Origin of the sequence: Streptomyces sp. ISL-99, from assembly GCF_018614005.1 — a bacterium.
Classification (GTDB): Bacteria; Actinomycetota; Actinomycetes; order Streptomycetales; family Streptomycetaceae; genus Streptomyces; species Streptomyces flavidovirens.
This window is the reverse complement of the sequence record NZ_JAGGPC010000033.1, coordinates 18,906-34,300: the sequence shown is the minus strand read 5'-3', so window position 1 is coordinate 34,300 and position 15,395 is coordinate 18,906. Positions and strand designations below refer to the sequence as shown.

At 69.7% G+C, this 15,395-nt stretch carries 14 protein-coding genes; all 14 read left to right on the top strand.

The window, feature by feature from the left end; all coding sequences use genetic code 11:
- Nucleotides 1-42 precede the first annotated feature (42 nt).
- Complete coding sequence (locus J7E91_RS20840) at nucleotides 43-615, top strand: hypothetical protein (RefSeq protein ID WP_214907213.1); 573 nt, start codon at nucleotides 43-45, stop codon at nucleotides 613-615.
- On the top strand, nucleotides 612-1,187 hold the full coding sequence (locus J7E91_RS20835; protein ID WP_214906982.1) for a DUF6624 domain-containing protein: 576 nt from the start codon (nucleotides 612-614) through the stop codon (nucleotides 1,185-1,187). The genes J7E91_RS20840 and J7E91_RS20835 overlap by 4 nt, the downstream gene beginning before the upstream one ends.
- Before the next feature lie 74 nt (nucleotides 1,188-1,261).
- On the top strand, nucleotides 1,262-1,729 hold the full coding sequence (locus tag J7E91_RS20830; RefSeq protein ID WP_214906980.1) for a DUF6082 family protein: 468 nt from the start codon (nucleotides 1,262-1,264) through the stop codon (nucleotides 1,727-1,729).
- A 126-nt stretch (nucleotides 1,730-1,855) separates the two neighbouring features.
- On the top strand, nucleotides 1,856-2,044 hold the full coding sequence (locus tag J7E91_RS20825; RefSeq protein WP_214906978.1) for an FxLD family lanthipeptide: 189 nt from the start codon (nucleotides 1,856-1,858) through the stop codon (nucleotides 2,042-2,044).
- A gap of 88 nt (nucleotides 2,045-2,132) precedes the next feature.
- On the top strand, nucleotides 2,133-4,172 hold the full coding sequence (locus J7E91_RS20820) for a lantibiotic dehydratase family protein (protein ID WP_251016013.1): 2,040 nt from the start codon (nucleotides 2,133-2,135) through the stop codon (nucleotides 4,170-4,172).
- Complete coding sequence (locus tag J7E91_RS20815; RefSeq protein ID WP_214906976.1) at nucleotides 4,169-5,239, top strand: lanthionine synthetase LanC family protein; 1,071 nt, start codon at nucleotides 4,169-4,171, stop codon at nucleotides 5,237-5,239. The genes J7E91_RS20820 and J7E91_RS20815 overlap by 4 nt, the downstream gene beginning before the upstream one ends.
- A gap of 34 nt (nucleotides 5,240-5,273) precedes the next feature.
- Entirely contained in the window at nucleotides 5,274-7,319 is a 2,046-nt protein-coding gene (fxlM, locus tag J7E91_RS20810; RefSeq protein ID WP_214906974.1) for a methyltransferase, FxLD system, read from the top strand.
- Between the two features lie 4 nt (nucleotides 7,320-7,323).
- A complete protein-coding gene (locus tag J7E91_RS20805; RefSeq protein WP_214906972.1) occupies nucleotides 7,324-8,454 on the top strand; it encodes a hypothetical protein in 1,131 nt (376 codons plus the stop codon).
- Between the two features lie 187 nt (nucleotides 8,455-8,641).
- Nucleotides 8,642-9,406 carry an aminoglycoside phosphotransferase family protein gene (locus J7E91_RS20800; RefSeq protein WP_308376839.1) on the top strand — a complete coding sequence of 255 codons (765 nt, stop codon included), beginning with the start codon at nucleotides 8,642-8,644 and terminating at the stop codon, nucleotides 9,404-9,406.
- A gap of 88 nt (nucleotides 9,407-9,494) precedes the next feature.
- Nucleotides 9,495-10,946, top strand: coding sequence for a site-specific integrase (locus J7E91_RS20795; protein WP_251016011.1), 1,452 nt, complete (start codon nucleotides 9,495-9,497; stop codon nucleotides 10,944-10,946).
- A gap of 101 nt (nucleotides 10,947-11,047) precedes the next feature.
- Entirely contained in the window at nucleotides 11,048-12,682 is a 1,635-nt protein-coding gene (locus J7E91_RS20790; RefSeq protein WP_214906968.1) for a hypothetical protein, read from the top strand.
- The gene (locus J7E91_RS20785) at nucleotides 12,679-14,178 is read left to right on the top strand and encodes a hypothetical protein (RefSeq protein WP_214906966.1); all 1,500 of its coding nucleotides are present in this window, start codon (nucleotides 12,679-12,681) and stop codon (nucleotides 14,176-14,178) included. Before J7E91_RS20790 ends, J7E91_RS20785 begins: the two co-directional genes overlap by 4 nt.
- Nucleotides 14,118-14,873: a hypothetical protein gene (locus J7E91_RS20780; RefSeq protein ID WP_214906964.1), complete on the top strand. Its 756-nt coding sequence runs from the start codon at nucleotides 14,118-14,120 to the stop codon at nucleotides 14,871-14,873. The genes J7E91_RS20785 and J7E91_RS20780 overlap by 61 nt, the downstream gene beginning before the upstream one ends.
- Entirely contained in the window at nucleotides 14,873-15,370 is a 498-nt protein-coding gene (locus tag J7E91_RS20775) for a hypothetical protein (RefSeq protein WP_214906962.1), read from the top strand. Before J7E91_RS20780 ends, J7E91_RS20775 begins: the two co-directional genes overlap by 1 nt.
- Nucleotides 15,371-15,395: the final 25 nt, after the last annotated feature.

Here is a 15,395-nt window from a genome sequence, read left to right as displayed (position 1 = left end):
GAGCCGGCTCCCGCGCCCCTGCACGAGCGCGCGCAAGCAACCGTGTACGAGATGCGGACTCTGGGCACGGACGCCGAGCGAGACGAGGCCGCCGCACTCGTCGAGGACCGTCAGCACTGGCTCACCATGCGCGGCCTGCCGATACCCGCCCGAGTCGATATCCCGGCCCTGTTCCGCGACCCGCAGGCGAAGCCGGCCGGACTGTTCGAGGACGGGCTGCTGCTGGCCTGCATGATCCCCCAGCGCGCCCCCGACCTCGGATGGGGCCAGGGCCCGTGCCTCTTCTTAGGCTGCGTCCACACCCTGCCCGACCGCTCCGACGACACCGTCCAGCTGATCACTCTGTGGGCCTCCGACTTCGCCGCCCGGCTGGACCTGCCGCTGGTGCGCGCTGAGGCCCTGGCCCGTCACCCCCTCGACGTTGATCCGATTGCCCCATTCCTTCGTCGGCTCACCGACATAGGCTGGGACGTGCACGGACCGGGCACGGGGCAGCACGAGGAGCGGGTCGCTCGCCTCGAACTCACCGCCGAGCAGCGTTCTGGACTAGGCGCGCTCATCGGCTGCCGGGTACACGAGCCGCAGTCCGCCGGAGACAGCCGGAGCATCGTGTGACGGCCGCCGAACCGCTGCGGCCGGACCTCGCCCGCGAACTCATCGCCAGAGCCACGAAGTCGGCAGCGCGCCGGGCCAAGCGTGTGCGCAACCAGCTCGACGCCGTCCAGCTCGGCCAAGACCGTCACGCCGACCACGCCGACACCAAGATCCTGCGCCGCATCCTGGCCGAACATGACTGGCCCGGCCGCCGCCTCGTCGGCGCCGAAGCGGCGCGCGCCGCATGGAGCCTCGCTCTTCACGCCGACGACGAACCCGACTTCCAGCGGGCGGCCACCACCCTGCTGGAGCGCGCAGTCCAGGACGGCGACGCGCGCATCCAGCACTGGGCTCACCTCTACGACCGCACCCTGGTCAACAGCGGTCGCCCGCAGGAGTTCGGGACCCAGCTGGTCCTCGAAGCAACAGGGGTTGAGCTGTGCCTGGTGCGCGCGCCGGACTCCTTGGACCAGCGAAGAGCCTCCGTCGGACTGTCACCGATCGCCGTCGCCCTGGAGACGGTGCGTCGCCGGTTCGCCCAGGATCGCCAGGCCAGCGACTCCTCGACCGTCGTGCTCGCCGGGGCCGCATGACCAGCGGGCCCCGCCCACTCCACTGATCCGACTCACTCACCGATCCCCCCTCACACGAAAAGGACCCTTGCCGTATGAAGCTCACCAGCGCTGTCCTCGCTGCCGGAGCCGCCGTCTCGCTCGCCACCGCCGTGGTCGGAGCCGCCAGGCTCAGGCAGGACGCGCGGCACCAGGCCGAGCGAAACGAGGCGCTCCTCGCGGGCAACCAGCTCGACTGGCTGGCGCATATGTCCACCAATCCCGACCTGGCCGAGCTCTGGAAGCCCGAGGACATGGAAGCCGACGAGTACATGCAGCTCATGTCGGCCAACCGGCTCATCTGCACGCTCAGCCTGCGCGACCGCCTCGGCTTCGTCCCGAACGGACACCTGCCCTTCCTCGCCTCGTGGATCATGCAAAGCGACGTCAGCCGACGCTACTGGAAGCGGTTCGGCGACCTCCGCGCCCAGGAGGCCGAGGGAGACAAGCGCGCCGAGCACTTCACCAGGGTGCTGGACCAGGCCGCGAAGAACCATCCCCAGGCGCAGCCCACAGCAGCCTGACGGCACAACACACAGACCCCAGACGCCACGGCTCAGGCGACATCGCCGGTCTACCCGTCTGGCAGCAGACCCCGGGGCCCGACCGGGCCCCGGCATCCCGCACCATCCACCCCCTAGGAGGCATGCATGACCGCCATCCAGGCCGAAAGGCCGACCGCTCCCGCGCAGGCGGCGGACCTCGTGAAGACCGATGACGACCCGTTCGGGCTCGACATCACCTTCATCGAGGGCACGCCGGCGACCGAGACGGTCCTGATGTGCAGCACGGGCGACACCTGCGGCAGCTCCTGCCCCAGCGCCTGCACCACCTCGTAAGCCGGGACACCCCGGCAGCGCGGGCCGGACGGGGCTCTCCCCGTCCGGCCCGCCCCGCCCGCCACGCCAGAAGATGAGGAGAGCGCTGATGACACGGCAACGGCCCAGCCTGTACGAGGGCGCGGGACAGGCCATGCTGCGCGCCGCGGTACACACGACCGAGCCCGCCATGCCGCCCTGGCCGGCATCCACGGCGCCCGTGGAAGAGTGGCGCGCGTGGCTGAGCGCGGTGTGGTCCGACACCGACTTTCGCCGCACCGTGTCGGATGCGAGCCCTGACCTCGTCGAGCAGGTGCAGGCGATCATCGACGGCCGCACACCGAAGATGCGCCGGGTGCGCCGGGCAGCTCTGTCCACCGCCCGCTACGCGATCCGCTACGCCCGCCGCTCCACCCCATACGGCCTGTTCGCCGGAGTCGCCCCGCTCGGCTTCGACCAGGCTACGTCCGTCCGCTTCGGCGAGGAGCACCAGGCCGTCACCCGCCCCGACCCGGTCGGGCTCGACGAGGTACTCAGTGCCTGCGAGAGCGACGCCGCACGCATGGCCAGCGCTGAGGTGTGCGTCAACACCCTGATCCGTCAGCGCGACCGGCACGTCCACGTGCCGTCCGAGGGCGACGCCGAGTTCCGCCTCGCCCTCAGCCCCGCGCTGCGTCTCGTACTCGACCTGGCCCGATCGCCGATCGGGTACCGCCAGTTGTCCGACAAGCTCGCCGCGGAGTTCCCCGCCGTGAGCGACACGGCGCGCGACCGATTGCTGGGCGAACTGCTTCGGGTGCGGCTGCTGCGCTCCTCCCTGCGCGCCCCCGCCACCATCGCCGACCCCACCGACGTCTTAACGCCTGCGGCACGCCCCCAGGCAGCCGGCCTACGGACGGCGTGCGACCTGCGGCTCGACGCCGACGTGCGGCTGCCCGAGCAGGTTCTGACCGAGGCGGAAACCGCAGCAACCGTACTGGCCCGCCTGGCCACTCATCCGAACGGGACACCGACATGGCGGCAGTGGATCGAGCAGTTCACCAAGCGCTACGGCGAGAACACCACCGTGCCGGTCGAGGTGGCCACGGACACCGAACGGGGCGTGGGCTTCCCCGCAGGGTTCGTCACGGCGAGCGAACCGCCCCGGCCGATGTCCCGGCGTGACCGCCTGCTGCTGGAGCTGGCCGGCACCGCCGCCGCCGAAGGCAGCCGCACCGTCGCGCTGACCGGAGCGCTGCTCGAGGAACTGGAAGCAGCGGTCGGCGGCAAGCCCGACCACTTGGCGCCCCACCTCGAACTGGCCGCGCAGATCCACGCCTTCTCTGTCCCGGCCCTGGACCGAGGCGACTTCCGGCTGCGCGTACTGACCGTCTCCCGCTCGGCCGGATCGATGACCGGACGGTTCTGGCACCTCCTGCCCGGCACCGAGGGGCCGTACGCGAACCTGCCCACCGTCGATCCGGCGGCGGAGCCCGCGCAGCTCTCCTTCCACGCCGGGCGGGTGCCGGCCGACCTGCTCACCCGCGCGCCGCAGGCACTGCCACGCGTCGTCAGCGTCGGCGAATTCCGCCGTCCCGAACCGCACGTCCTCTTCCCCCGCGACCTCTCGGTCACCGTCGCCGAGGGCCGCCCCCAGCTGCTGGAGTCCGCGACGGGCAAGCGGCTGGAGCTACTGGCCCCCACCGCCATCAACTTCCTGTGGAACAACTACACCCCGCCGATGGCCCGCTTCCTCGGCGAGATCAGCCGGGCCGTATCCCCTCAGGTGACCTGGTTCGACTGGGGCGCCGCCTGGACCCTGCCCTTCACCCCGGCACTCACCTACCGGCGCACCATCCTCACCGCCGCCCGATGGAAGGTCCGCAGCCGCACGCTACCTGCCCGCACCGCCCCACTCCAGCAGTGGGCGGGCCAACTCCAAGCCTGGCGTGCCCGGTTCCGGGTGCCGGAGCGCGTCCTGCTCGCCGAGGACGACCAGCAGCTTCCCCTCGACCTCACCCGCGACGTCGACCTGGACCTCCTGCGCGCGCACCTGGACGCCAGCCCCTTCGGCATCGCCACACTGCACGACGCGCCCCCGCCAAACGCCGACGGGTGGATCGGCGGCCGGGCCCACAGCATCGTCATCCCCCTGGCCAGGCGCTCATGACCACGACAACCGTGCCCCGTACACAGGACCTGTCCGAGGGCGCCCTGGGGATAGCCCTGCTCGACATCGAGCGCCACGACCTGTCCACCGCCCGCCGCCACCTCACCCAGGCCACCGCCCGGGGGGTCAGTACCGGCAGCAACGCCAGCCTCTTCCACGGCGCACCCGCCCTGGAATTCGTCCTGGCCCGCGCCCACGGGGCCGGCGACGACGTCCGCGCGGCCGTCGACCGCGTCGTGGACGCCCGGCTCGCCGCCGCCCACCGCCGTCAGGCGGCCGGCGCTCTGCCCCACCTCGCCGAATGGGACCTCATCCGCGGCCTGACCGGGCTCGCCGCCCTGCTGCTGGCCCGCCGCACGCTCGCACCCCGGCTGCCCGACGTGCTCGCCTGCCTCGTCGCGCTCGCCCACCCCGCACGCAGTGAAGGCCGGATCCTGCCCGGGTGGTGGTCGCCAGTCGGGCCCGACGGGAAGGAGATGGCCGGCGGACACGGCAACAACGGCATGGCCCACGGCATCGCGGGGACCCTGGCCGTGCTCTCCCTCGCCCTGCGCGCCGGAGTCAGCGTCCCCGGCCAAGTAGAGGCCGTCGGCACATTCGCCACCTGGCTCGACCGGCACAGCACCCACTACTGGTCCACCGCAGCGCACCTGGACGCCGACCAGCCGCCCGAGGCGGAACCGGCCCGCCAGTCCTGGTGCTACGGCCAGCCCGGCATCGCCCGCGCCCAACAACTCGCCGCGCTCGCCCTCGGCGACCCCGCACGGCGCCAAGCGTCCGAGGACACCGTCGAGGCCATCCTGACCGCCCCACTGCGCCTCGCCCGCATCACCGACTCAAGCCTCTGCCACGGCTGGGCCGGCCTGCTGACCCTCACCCGCGCGGTCGCCGCCGACAGCCCCGCACCCGCACGCTTCACCCCCATCATCCAGGACCTGCACCGACGACTGGCCACCGACTGGGAACACCTGCCCAAACCCGGATTCATGGAAGGCCGCGCCGGAGCCCAACTCGCCCTGAACGCCACCGACACCACCGGCTGGACCCGCGCCCTCCTGCTCACCTGACCCCACCCCGCCGCCTCACAAGGAGTCCCTCCCCGTGACCTTCGACGACGAGAACCTGCCGATCCCCCCAGACACGTCCTGGTGGCACGCCACCCTGGCCTTCCCCGACCAACACGCGGACGCCGCACGGGCCCTGGCGACCGCGCTGGCCGAACGCCGCTTCCACTTCCTCCGCAAGGACGCCGGAGTGCGCATGCGCACCGAACAGCCCGCCACCGACCTGCTGGACCAGCTCGTCGCCGACCGCGTCATCACCGGCTGGACGGGCGGGATCTACGAGCCGGAGACCCATGCCTTCGGCGGCCCCGAAGGCATGGAGATCGCGCACGACGTGTTCTGCGCCGACAGCCCGGCCGCGCTCGCCGGGACCGGCAACCCCGGCGCCCGCGAGCGCAGCGTAATGCTGCTGTCCGCCATGATCCGCGAGGCGGGACTGGACCCGTTCGAAGCCGGAGACGTATGGGCCCGGTGGGCCGCCCTGCGTCCCCCCGTTACCCCGCCCGAGGGGCCCGCGCTGGAGAGAGCCGTCTCCGCGATGCGGCGACTGATGAACGCGGACGCCGCCCTGCGCCCCGACGCGGAGGCGGGCTGGGGCGAGCGCGTCACCGCGTTCGAGGACGCCGGCCGCCGCCTGCGCCAGCTCGCCGCCGACGGCCGACTGATACGCGGAATTCGGGGCGTCATCGCCCACCACGCCATCTTCGCGTTCAACCGCGCGGGCGTGCCTGCCGACGTGCAGGGCGCCACTGCGTGGCTCGGCCGTCACGTCGCCTTCTCCACCGGAGAAGGAGCTGACGTGTCTACCCGCAAGTCCGCCCCGGCGAACCCTAGCCTTCCTCGAATGGAGACCACCGTGACACCCGTAACCGAACCCAACGAGCTGGGCGAATCCCTCGCCCAGCGCCTCGTCGACAGCGGCCACCTGCGCAGCAAGGCAGCCATCGACGCCTTCCGCACCACCGACCGGCACGCCTTCCTGCCCGGCGTCGACCTGGAAGCCGCGTACAAGGAGGACGCGGTGCCGATCAAGCACGATGAGCACGGGGAGATGATCTCGTGCATCTCCGCGCCGTCCATCGTTGCCACCCAGCTCGAACAGCTCGGCGCCCAGCCCGGCCACAAGGTCCTGGAAGCCGGAGCCGCCACCGGCTACAACGCCGCCCTCCTCGGCAAGATCGTGTCGCCCTGTGGGCATGTGTGGACCCTCGACGTGGACCAGGACCTCGTCGCCGGCGCGAGCAAGAACCTCGCCGCCGCCGCTGTCGACAACGCCACCGCTACCCTGGCCGACGGCGCGGCCGGCCTGCCCGAGCACGCCCCGTACGACCGGATCATCTTCACGGTCGGCGCGGGAGACGTGCCGGCGAAGATCCTCGATCAGCTCGCCCCCGGCGGACGCCTCGTCCTGCCGATGCGGATCCGAGGCAGTATCTCTCGCTCCTTCGCCTTCGAGCGCGACGGAGACACCTGGAAGACCGTGTCCTGCGAGATGGCCACCTTCATCCCGCTGCGCAAGGGCGTCTGCGACGACGTGTACACGCTCGTGCCGATGGCCGGCGAGGGCAACGTCCGGCTGGAGACCTTCAGCGAGCAGGACGTGGACCGTGACGTCATGCCCTTCGTCCTCGACCAGCAGCAGACCAAGGTCTACACCGGGGTGAAGTTCCGGCAGGGCTCCGCGTGGGAGTGGCTGTATCTGTACCTGGCCTGCGTGCTGCCCAACGGTCTGTCCCGCCTGCCGGGCCAGCGGCCCGGGTTCACCCCGCACTTCGGCTGGGGCTCAATGGCCGCGCTCGACGGCGGGTCGCTCGCGTACCTGACCATCCGCGAGGGCGAGGACGAGAAGGGCCGGTACTGGGAGGTCGGCGTGATCGGCCACGGCGAGGGCGGCGCCGACCTCGCCGAGCGGGTCGTGAGCGAGATCCGCGCCTGGGATGCGAGTGGCGGCAACGACGCTCCCGAACCGGGCTTCCGGATGGCCGTCGCGGATTCGCGTGACCGGCTGACGGCGGCCGACCCGCGCTTCGTCGTCGACAAGCCCTACAGCCGACTGGTCGTCGACTGGGCGCGCAAGGGCTGAGCCGATGATCCCCGCGATAGCCAGCCGCATCCCCTTGGTCCGACGCACCAAGGCGCCCGCGCTCCCCTTGGAGGAGCGCATCACCCACCTGACCGGGCTGACCGTCGCGCCCGCAGGTGCGGGCCACCACGACCTGGTGGCCCGCACCTGCGGGGTCCTCAACTACGCCGCATTGATCGCCTCCGACGTCGGCCTGCCCGACCTGGCCACCGACCTGTGCTGGCGCCAGCACCAGGTCTTCGCCGACGCCGGACGCCTGAGCGGGCCGATCGCCGTCATGTCGCTGATGCCGCTGGTCAACCTCTCCCGGCTGCTGACCCGCGACGGTCAGGGCGAGGCCGCCTATGACCTCCTCACCCGTCTCAACCACGCTGCCCGGCGGCGAGAGAAGGCCGAGATCGACGGCCGCACCGTCGACCTGTCTGCGCTGACCAGCACCGAGGCTGATCACCGGAAGGTGTGCCAGGAGCTGTGGGTCACCCTGCTCGTGGACGGCGCCCGCGCCCTCGCCCGGATCGGCCGGTGGACAGAAGCAGCTGAGGCCATGGCCCGGCACCGTGGCATCGGTAACCGGCTTCTCGACGGCCGCCAGATCAAGATCATGTCCCTGATGGAACAGGGACTGGACCAGCAGGCCCGCGACTTGATCGACGCCACCCAGCCCACGGAGCCCTGGGAGACCTCCGTCGGCCTGCTCCTGCGCGCCCACTGCCGTCCCCTCGACGTACCGGTTCCGCAGCCCGATCTCGACCACACCCTGAGCGAAGCCGCCGTGCTCCTTACTCATCCCGATCCGTCGACCGCCGTGTTCCAGACCCGGGCGGGCCTGGCCGCCCTGGAACTGGCCCCCGACGGACCGTATGCGAGCACGCTTCCCGAAGCCGTTGCCGAGGCGGCCCGGCTCGACGCCTACGCCGCACGCGAGGCCCTACACCACCCCGCCGCCCGAGCCGGTCTAAGCGCCGACCGGGCAGACGCACTGAAGGCGGTGATCACGGCGGCGGGTCTCGGGGCCGGCACCCTGTCCGCGGATTACCGGCAGTCTCTGTCCAAGGCCGTCGCCCTCGGCGAAACCGAACTGAGGCGACTGCTGCGGGACGGCAAGGCGGTGCCAGGCAACCCCCCGGAGGAGTAACCGCAACCCACATGAGTGATCGAACACAGCATCACAGCCCGCCACGCTCGGCCGCACAAGGAGAGAGCCCAGTATTCGAAATCAGGTTCTAGATTTCGCCCGCACCCACCCGTTACGGCGACAGCAGAACCGCCGTTAGCCGATCACCTGTCCGCATTTCGTCCCGAGGAGTCTTCATGCATCCCGTATGCCGCCCTGCGCTCGTTCATCCTGCGTTCGAAAACACCGCCACCTCCTCGGGCACCAACCCTCACATCGGATCCGGCCGCGCCGCCCTGCGCGCCGAGGGGTCACGACTGGATACGAGGTACCTGGCATGACGGAATCCACTCGTCTTCCCTCCCCCCTCGCCTCCTGGGTGGAGAGAGTGCTGGGTCCCCTGGACTGTGTGCGGGACGCCTCGCACGCCCGTGACAACTCCCAGGTGTGGCGGGTGGCTGGACGCACCGGCGACCACTACGTGAAGGTGGCGCCCAAGCCGATCCTGTATACGCGCGAAACCCACGCCTACCGGGTGGCCGTTCCTCAACTCGGTCACGGCAACGCCCCGGTGCTGCGCGACAGTTCCGCGGAGTTGCTCGCCCTGATCCTTACCGCTGTGGACGGCGAGCCGTTGAAGGAAGAGGAGTCGCCCGCGCGCCGCCGCCTTGCCCACCGGCAAGCCGGTCAACTCCTGCGTCGCTTCCACGACGCAATGAATGGCCTCCTGGTCCAGCCTGACGCCGCCAGAGTCGTCGAGAAAACAGTGGCCGGCCTGGACAAGCACCTGACGGCGGCCGGCGACCACCTGTCGACCGCGGAAGCCGACACGCTGCGGCACCTGGTGAGCATGCTGTCCGGCTGCGGGCCCCTGCCGGCTGGGCGGCGGCACGGGGACTTCTGGGAGCGCAACTTGCTGTGGAACGGCAGACGCTGCGCATTGATCGACTTCGAGCGCATTGTCTCTGCTTAGTGGTCATGTCCCATAGCCGGAGGGAGTGAGTTCCTGACCTGGGTTTGCGCTTTGCAGCCCCTCCTGTCCCCCGCGTACCGTCCCGGCCATGCAGATGATCTTCTTCAGCTCAAAGGGCTGGAAGTCGTGGGGGCTCAGCGGCCGCCCCGTGATATCCGAGCTCATGCCGGTCCTTGTCGATGACGACCTTCTCTTCGAGGATGAGCGCGGCGTACGCGACACGGTGGCGATCAACACCTGGCTGCGGTGGTTGCCGCTGGATGGTGTCCCGGCCCCCAACTCGTGGCAGTTCTACGGTCGTACGCTGCGGGAGTGGTGCGAGTTCCTTGCGACCTTGGGGATCGGGGTCTTCGATGAGCGTGCCCGGCTGAAGGACGCGCTGAGTCTGTACGCGGTCGACAGGTCGTGCGGTCCGCTGAAGCGTCGGCTTGCGGCCACCACGTGGAACCAGCAGATGAGCATCCTGTCGCGCTTCTACATGTGGGCGGACAAGGAGAAGTACGCGCCCGCGGTGCCGTTCACTCACAAGGAAGCCGTCTCGATGTACGGGGACCAGGTGCGGACCCAACGGGTCAACCAGGCCCGCCGACGCACTCCGAAGCGGCATGTCACGATCCGCTACTTCGAGGCCGATTTCGAGGAGACGTTCGTTCGCGGCCTGGCCGGGCTCCGACCGGATGGGTCGCCAGATACCTCGTACCGCGGGCGGACGCTCACGCGCAACGCCGCGGTGGGTGACTTCGTGCTCTCCTCGGGGCTGCGGTCGCAGGAGTTCACGTACTTGCTGGATGTGGAGGTTCCCCCGCTTCCGCCGAAGCCGACCGCGCTGCCGATCTCCTTCCCTGTCCCCGAGGGCGTGACGAAGGGGCGCAAGTTCCGCACGACGTGGACGTCCTATAGCAGCCTGGTTCGTGTGCACCGGTACATGACGACGGTCCGTCCCCTGGCCACGGTCGGCTCGTGCTGGAAGCCGCCGGCCCGGTGGGGGGAACCGTTGGCGGTGAGCGAGGCCGACGCCCGGGGCGGCCGGGTCAACGGCACCCGTGTGAAGTGGGCGGCGTTGACGCCGTCCGAGCGGCGACGCCTGGTGGCGCCCGATGGCGGATCGATGCTGCTGGGGGTACAGGCGAACGGAGCTCCCTTCACCGCCTGGGCCGCGGTGTTCGAGCGGACCTCTACCCGGATCCGGGAGCGTTTCGAGCCCCGCTTCCCTCACACTGCCCCGCACCGGCTCCGTCACACTTTCGCGATCAGGACATTGGAATGGCTGGTCAGCGGCTATTTCATGGAGGCGGCCCGCATGGCCCACGCGACCGACACGGATGCGGCACTTGCTCTTTACCTGGGGAAGGCGGATCCGATGATGGTGCTGCGTGACCTCCTTGGACACACCAGTGTCGTCACCACGGAAGCGTACCTACGACGTCTGGACATGACCCGGATCTACCGCGAGGCGTATGAACGCGCGGGGCTTGAGTTCGACTTGTTCGCCGAGGCCGAGGCTGATGAGGAGTTCGAGGACGAGGCGGTGCTCGTCTGATGGCCGCTCAACTACTGGAGGAGCCCGCGCGGCTGGTCTGCTGGTTCACCAGGGGCACGACCGCGACGCTGGAGCTGCCCGAGCAGGAGAACCCACAGCTGGTGCGTGACCTGGCCAACGGGTTGATCGGGCTGATACATCCGCACGGGCAGGTGGACGCGGAGGGGAGTGTCCGGGAGTTCTTGCGGGCGATTCGTCTGTTCGCCGCGGCGATGGCCAAGCGCGGGCATAGAGGCGGCGCTGCGGAGCTCACCCGTCCTGCCCTCGTCGAGCAGCTGTGGGTGACCGGCCACGTTCACGAGTCGATGATCCGTCGGATGCTCGCGGCATTTGACCAAGACAGGCAGGCATTGCGTCCCGAGGTCCGCGAACTGGTGGGCGGTCGGGCGTACAACCAGAGACGCCGACGGGACTCCAAGCCGCTGCTGCCCTACGACGAGAGGGTCTGGAGCAGGCTGCAGGAGGTGTGCCGGACAGAGATCCGGGAAGCGTGGTCGCAGTTCGGGCAGGCTCGTGCCGCGGCCGAGAAGGGCCGGGATCCCTATCAGCACGGCTGGTCATTCGAGAATCTGTGCTGGTGGATGCTCCGCTATGGCCCGGAGAACGCGGTCAGTCTGGGGCAGCGGGTCGGGTGGACGCCGACGATGGCCTACTACCGGATGGGCCGCGGCGGTGACGCTCAGCGTGCCTGTACTGCGCTGTTTCCCTCCTCGTCGGTGGTGGTCGCTTACCAGCTGCTGTTCGGCGCGTACACCGGCATCGTCCCCGATGGCATCGCCGATCTGGGCGTTGAGGACCTGGAGTGGGCCGGAGACACGGCGATGTTGGTGAACTACCTCAAGGGCCGTACGGCCGAGGAGAGCGTGACGCTGTCGCCGCGTGCCGTGCGACTGGTGGAATGGTGGCTTGAGCATTCCGCCGTCTCGCGCCGCTTCGCCGCGGAGACGGAAGCCTCGGAGCTGTGGCTGCGCCACGATTACACCCAGCTCGGGGTTTGGAGGACGGGCGCGTCGCTCCACGATTCGATCCAGGGATGGGTGAGGCGGGCGGGGTTGAAGGGCGCTGACGGCAAGCCGCTGCGGATCCACCGGCACAGCATCCGGACCTCGTTCGAGTCTCACCGGGACCGTAAGCACTGGTTCGGCAGCGGGCGTGGGCGGATCGACCCGAACCACAGCCCACGGGTCGAGGGCGACCACTACCTCACGGCCGCGACCCCTGCGCAGAAGGATGCGCTGGAGGCGATCGTGGAGGAGGCCCAGGGTGATCTTCTACGTAAGGCGCTGCCGCCGACCGTGCTGAGTGACGACGACCTGGCGGAGCTGGCCGACAACCTGCCCGACCTCGTCTCCCGGCTCGGCCTGGACGACGCAGCTATTGCCGAACTGGTCGGCGGACAGCGTGACGTGTTCGTCGCCGCGTGCGCGGACCCGCTCGCGGGACTGCATGGCCCGAAGGGCCAGCCGTGCCCGGCCCGGCCTTGGGTGTGCCTGCTGTGCCCGCTCTCCCTGTTCGCGCCGCGGCATGCTGCCAACTTGCTGCGGATGAAGGCGTTCTTCGCGCGGCAGTGGCAGCAGATGCCGGCCGCGCACTTCATGGCCGTGTTCGGTCCGTACGCGCACCGGATCGAGCAGATCCTCACCTCCTACGATCCGGCCGAGCTTGCGCGCCTGGCCGCGGTGATCACCGACACCGACGACGAGATCCCGCTGTACCCCGAGGAGCGCACCGCATGATGCCGCCGCTGAACCCCAGGCCGAGGCACGTCGTCTCGCCGTTCGCTGGCGCTGAGCTGTGTCCTCTGTTCGGCTTCGCCCTGCCGCTGGGTGTGACGGGGTCCTACTTCGACGAGGACCGGTGGCCTTTCGACGCTGTCATTGGGCTGCCGGCCTATCTGCGGCCCAACCAGCGCGCCCTCGACTTCACTCCGATCGCCAACAGGGAGTGGAGGCTGACCGCGAAGGAGTACATCGCGGCTCTGATGGCGCCTCGCCACAACGCCGTTCGTGACCTCGCCCATGCCGAACGCACCGTTCAGGCGCTGTCGACCTGCCACGGCAAGCTGTCGGAGCTCATACGGTGGTTCAAGTGGCTCACGGACCAGGGCATCACCGATCTGGACGAGGTCACCAGTTACCACTGCACCGCGTATGTGGACTTCCGTGGCGAGCGGCTCGGCGACGACGGTGAAGTGGTCGCCGACTCCCCGTCGACCAGAGCCGTCGCGATGGGCGCGGTGATCGGGCTCGCGCAGTACCGGGAGCTGTTCACCGGACAGAGGCTCCGAGATAATCTGCGGCCGTTCAACGGCGCGAGTGCCGCCGGGGGCTCGGGCCGGACGGCCGAACTCGCCGGCGCGAACAAGGTGCAGCCGCTGGCGTCGCACGTTCAGCAGCCCCTGCTCGCCGCGGTGCTGTACATGATCCAAACGCTGGCCCCGCACATCCTGCGAGAAGCCGATTCGAAACGAGAGCGTCAGGCCGCGGACCGCAGCCTCACCGCCACCACCCACCCCGGACACGAGGCGTTCCTGCGCAAGCTGGAGCGCCGGGTTGAAAGCGGAGAACCTCTGGAACTGATGACACAGGTCGGCGCGAAGGAGGCGCGTGCTCGCGGGCTGCGCGAGGAGCATGACCCACTGGCCGCTGTTTCCCTCAGCGCACTCGCTCGGGAGTGCGGGACCAAGCAGTTTCGGGGTGTCTGGCTTCCGGAACTCCGCCCGGACCTGGAGCGGGCCCTTGCCCTTGTCGGGGCTTGCGCTCCCTACGGCCGCCACGCAGCTCAGGTGGAGCGCGCCGACGGGCAGGGCCACGCCGCCTGGACGGAACCACTCTTCTCGGTTGAACTGAAGTTCCTGGTCGGATATCTGGCCACGGCCTGCGGCCTGGCGCTGGCCGCACTCGTCGGGATGCGGCACTGTGAGTTGGGCGAACTGGTCGTCGGTTGCCGCCAGCCGCCCCAGGAGATCGCTCCTGGCCTCTTCCGCTACCGGCTCACAGGCAAGCTCATCAAGGGCCAACCGCTCGGCGGCGTCCGGGACGAGTGGGTGGTGACCCGGGAGGTCTACGAAGCGATCGAGGTGGCCGAGCAGCTCCTCGGCCCAGACGCGGCGCCCGGCACCTCACTGTTCCATCCGGTCTTCTGCGACACGACGTACCAGAACTTCAGAGCGTGGGTGAACGGGCCAGCCGGGAGCGGCTGGGACTGGCCCCCATTCCGATCGCGGCGGTGACGCCACGGGCACTCCGGCGCACCCTCGCCGTGGAGATCGCATACCGTCCTGGCGGCCTCCTCGCTGCAAAACTGCAGCTCAAGCATCTGTCTGTAGTCACTACGGAGGGGTACGCGGCCCGTCCGGGGGGTGCTCAGGCGAAGTTCCTCGCCGAGATCAATGAGCTTGAGGAAGAGCGCAACATCGGCATCCTCATAGACGTCTACCGCGACTATCAGAGCGGGATCATGCCGGCCGGTCCCGGCGCCCGTGATCTGATCAGTCTCTTCACCAGCGTGGACGGACGGCTCCACGAGCTCTCCGAGCTCGCACCCCAGCTCGTCGACAGCGAGCTGGAGGTCGTCTCCATGCTCTCAGCCCGGGCCCGCACCCTCCACCTGGGCACGGCGAACTACTGCTGGTTCGTCGATCCGGCCAAGGCACTGTGCTTGCGGCTGGCTGGTACTCCGGATGCAGACCGGCCGCTTGCTGGTATGTGTGACTCCTCCCGCTGTTCCCAGGCCACGCATCATCCGTGCCACCGCCCGGTGTGGGAGGAATCGCGGGAGACCGCCAAGGTGTTCATCGGCAGTCTCAGCCGCCGGCAAAAGACCGAGCGAGCCCGGCTCCAAGTCAGCGTGACCCGCGCCGAGCGGGTTCTCGCTGAGATCGCCCAAGTTACGGCCGCAGGTGCAGCCGGGAAGGACGAGATCTGATGGGGCGCATCAGTGACAGCGACCGCGCGCGCAACGAGGAAGCCATCCGAGCGGCCATGGACCGGCTTTTGCGCGGGGAACTCCCTCCGGGCGGCAAGTGCGATCTCAAGACCCTGGCCCTGGAGTCAGGCGTCAGCCGGACCGGCTTCTACCCGAAGAAGAACCGGGACGGCACTACCCGGCCGGGCCCCTACCAGCACCTTGCCGAGGAGTTTGAGCGGCGCCTTGTGGCTCTGCAACAGGCCGGTGAGATAGTCGACCCGCGGGCCGCGCAGATCGAACGGCTCAAGGCCCAGGTCGCCGAGCTCAAGGATCGGGTCGCCAAGCGGGACGAAGCCATGGCCGAGCTCTTGGCGTTCAAGACCGCCGCCATCTCCCAACTCACGGCCCAGCACGACGAGATCACGCGGCTCCGAGAACAGGCGGCAGCCCTCGGTAACGTCCGCCGGCTGCCCGCCGCCCGCGGCGGCACGGCGCCGTACGGGTCGTGCAGCTGACGTTATCTGAACCTTTCACCTGCTG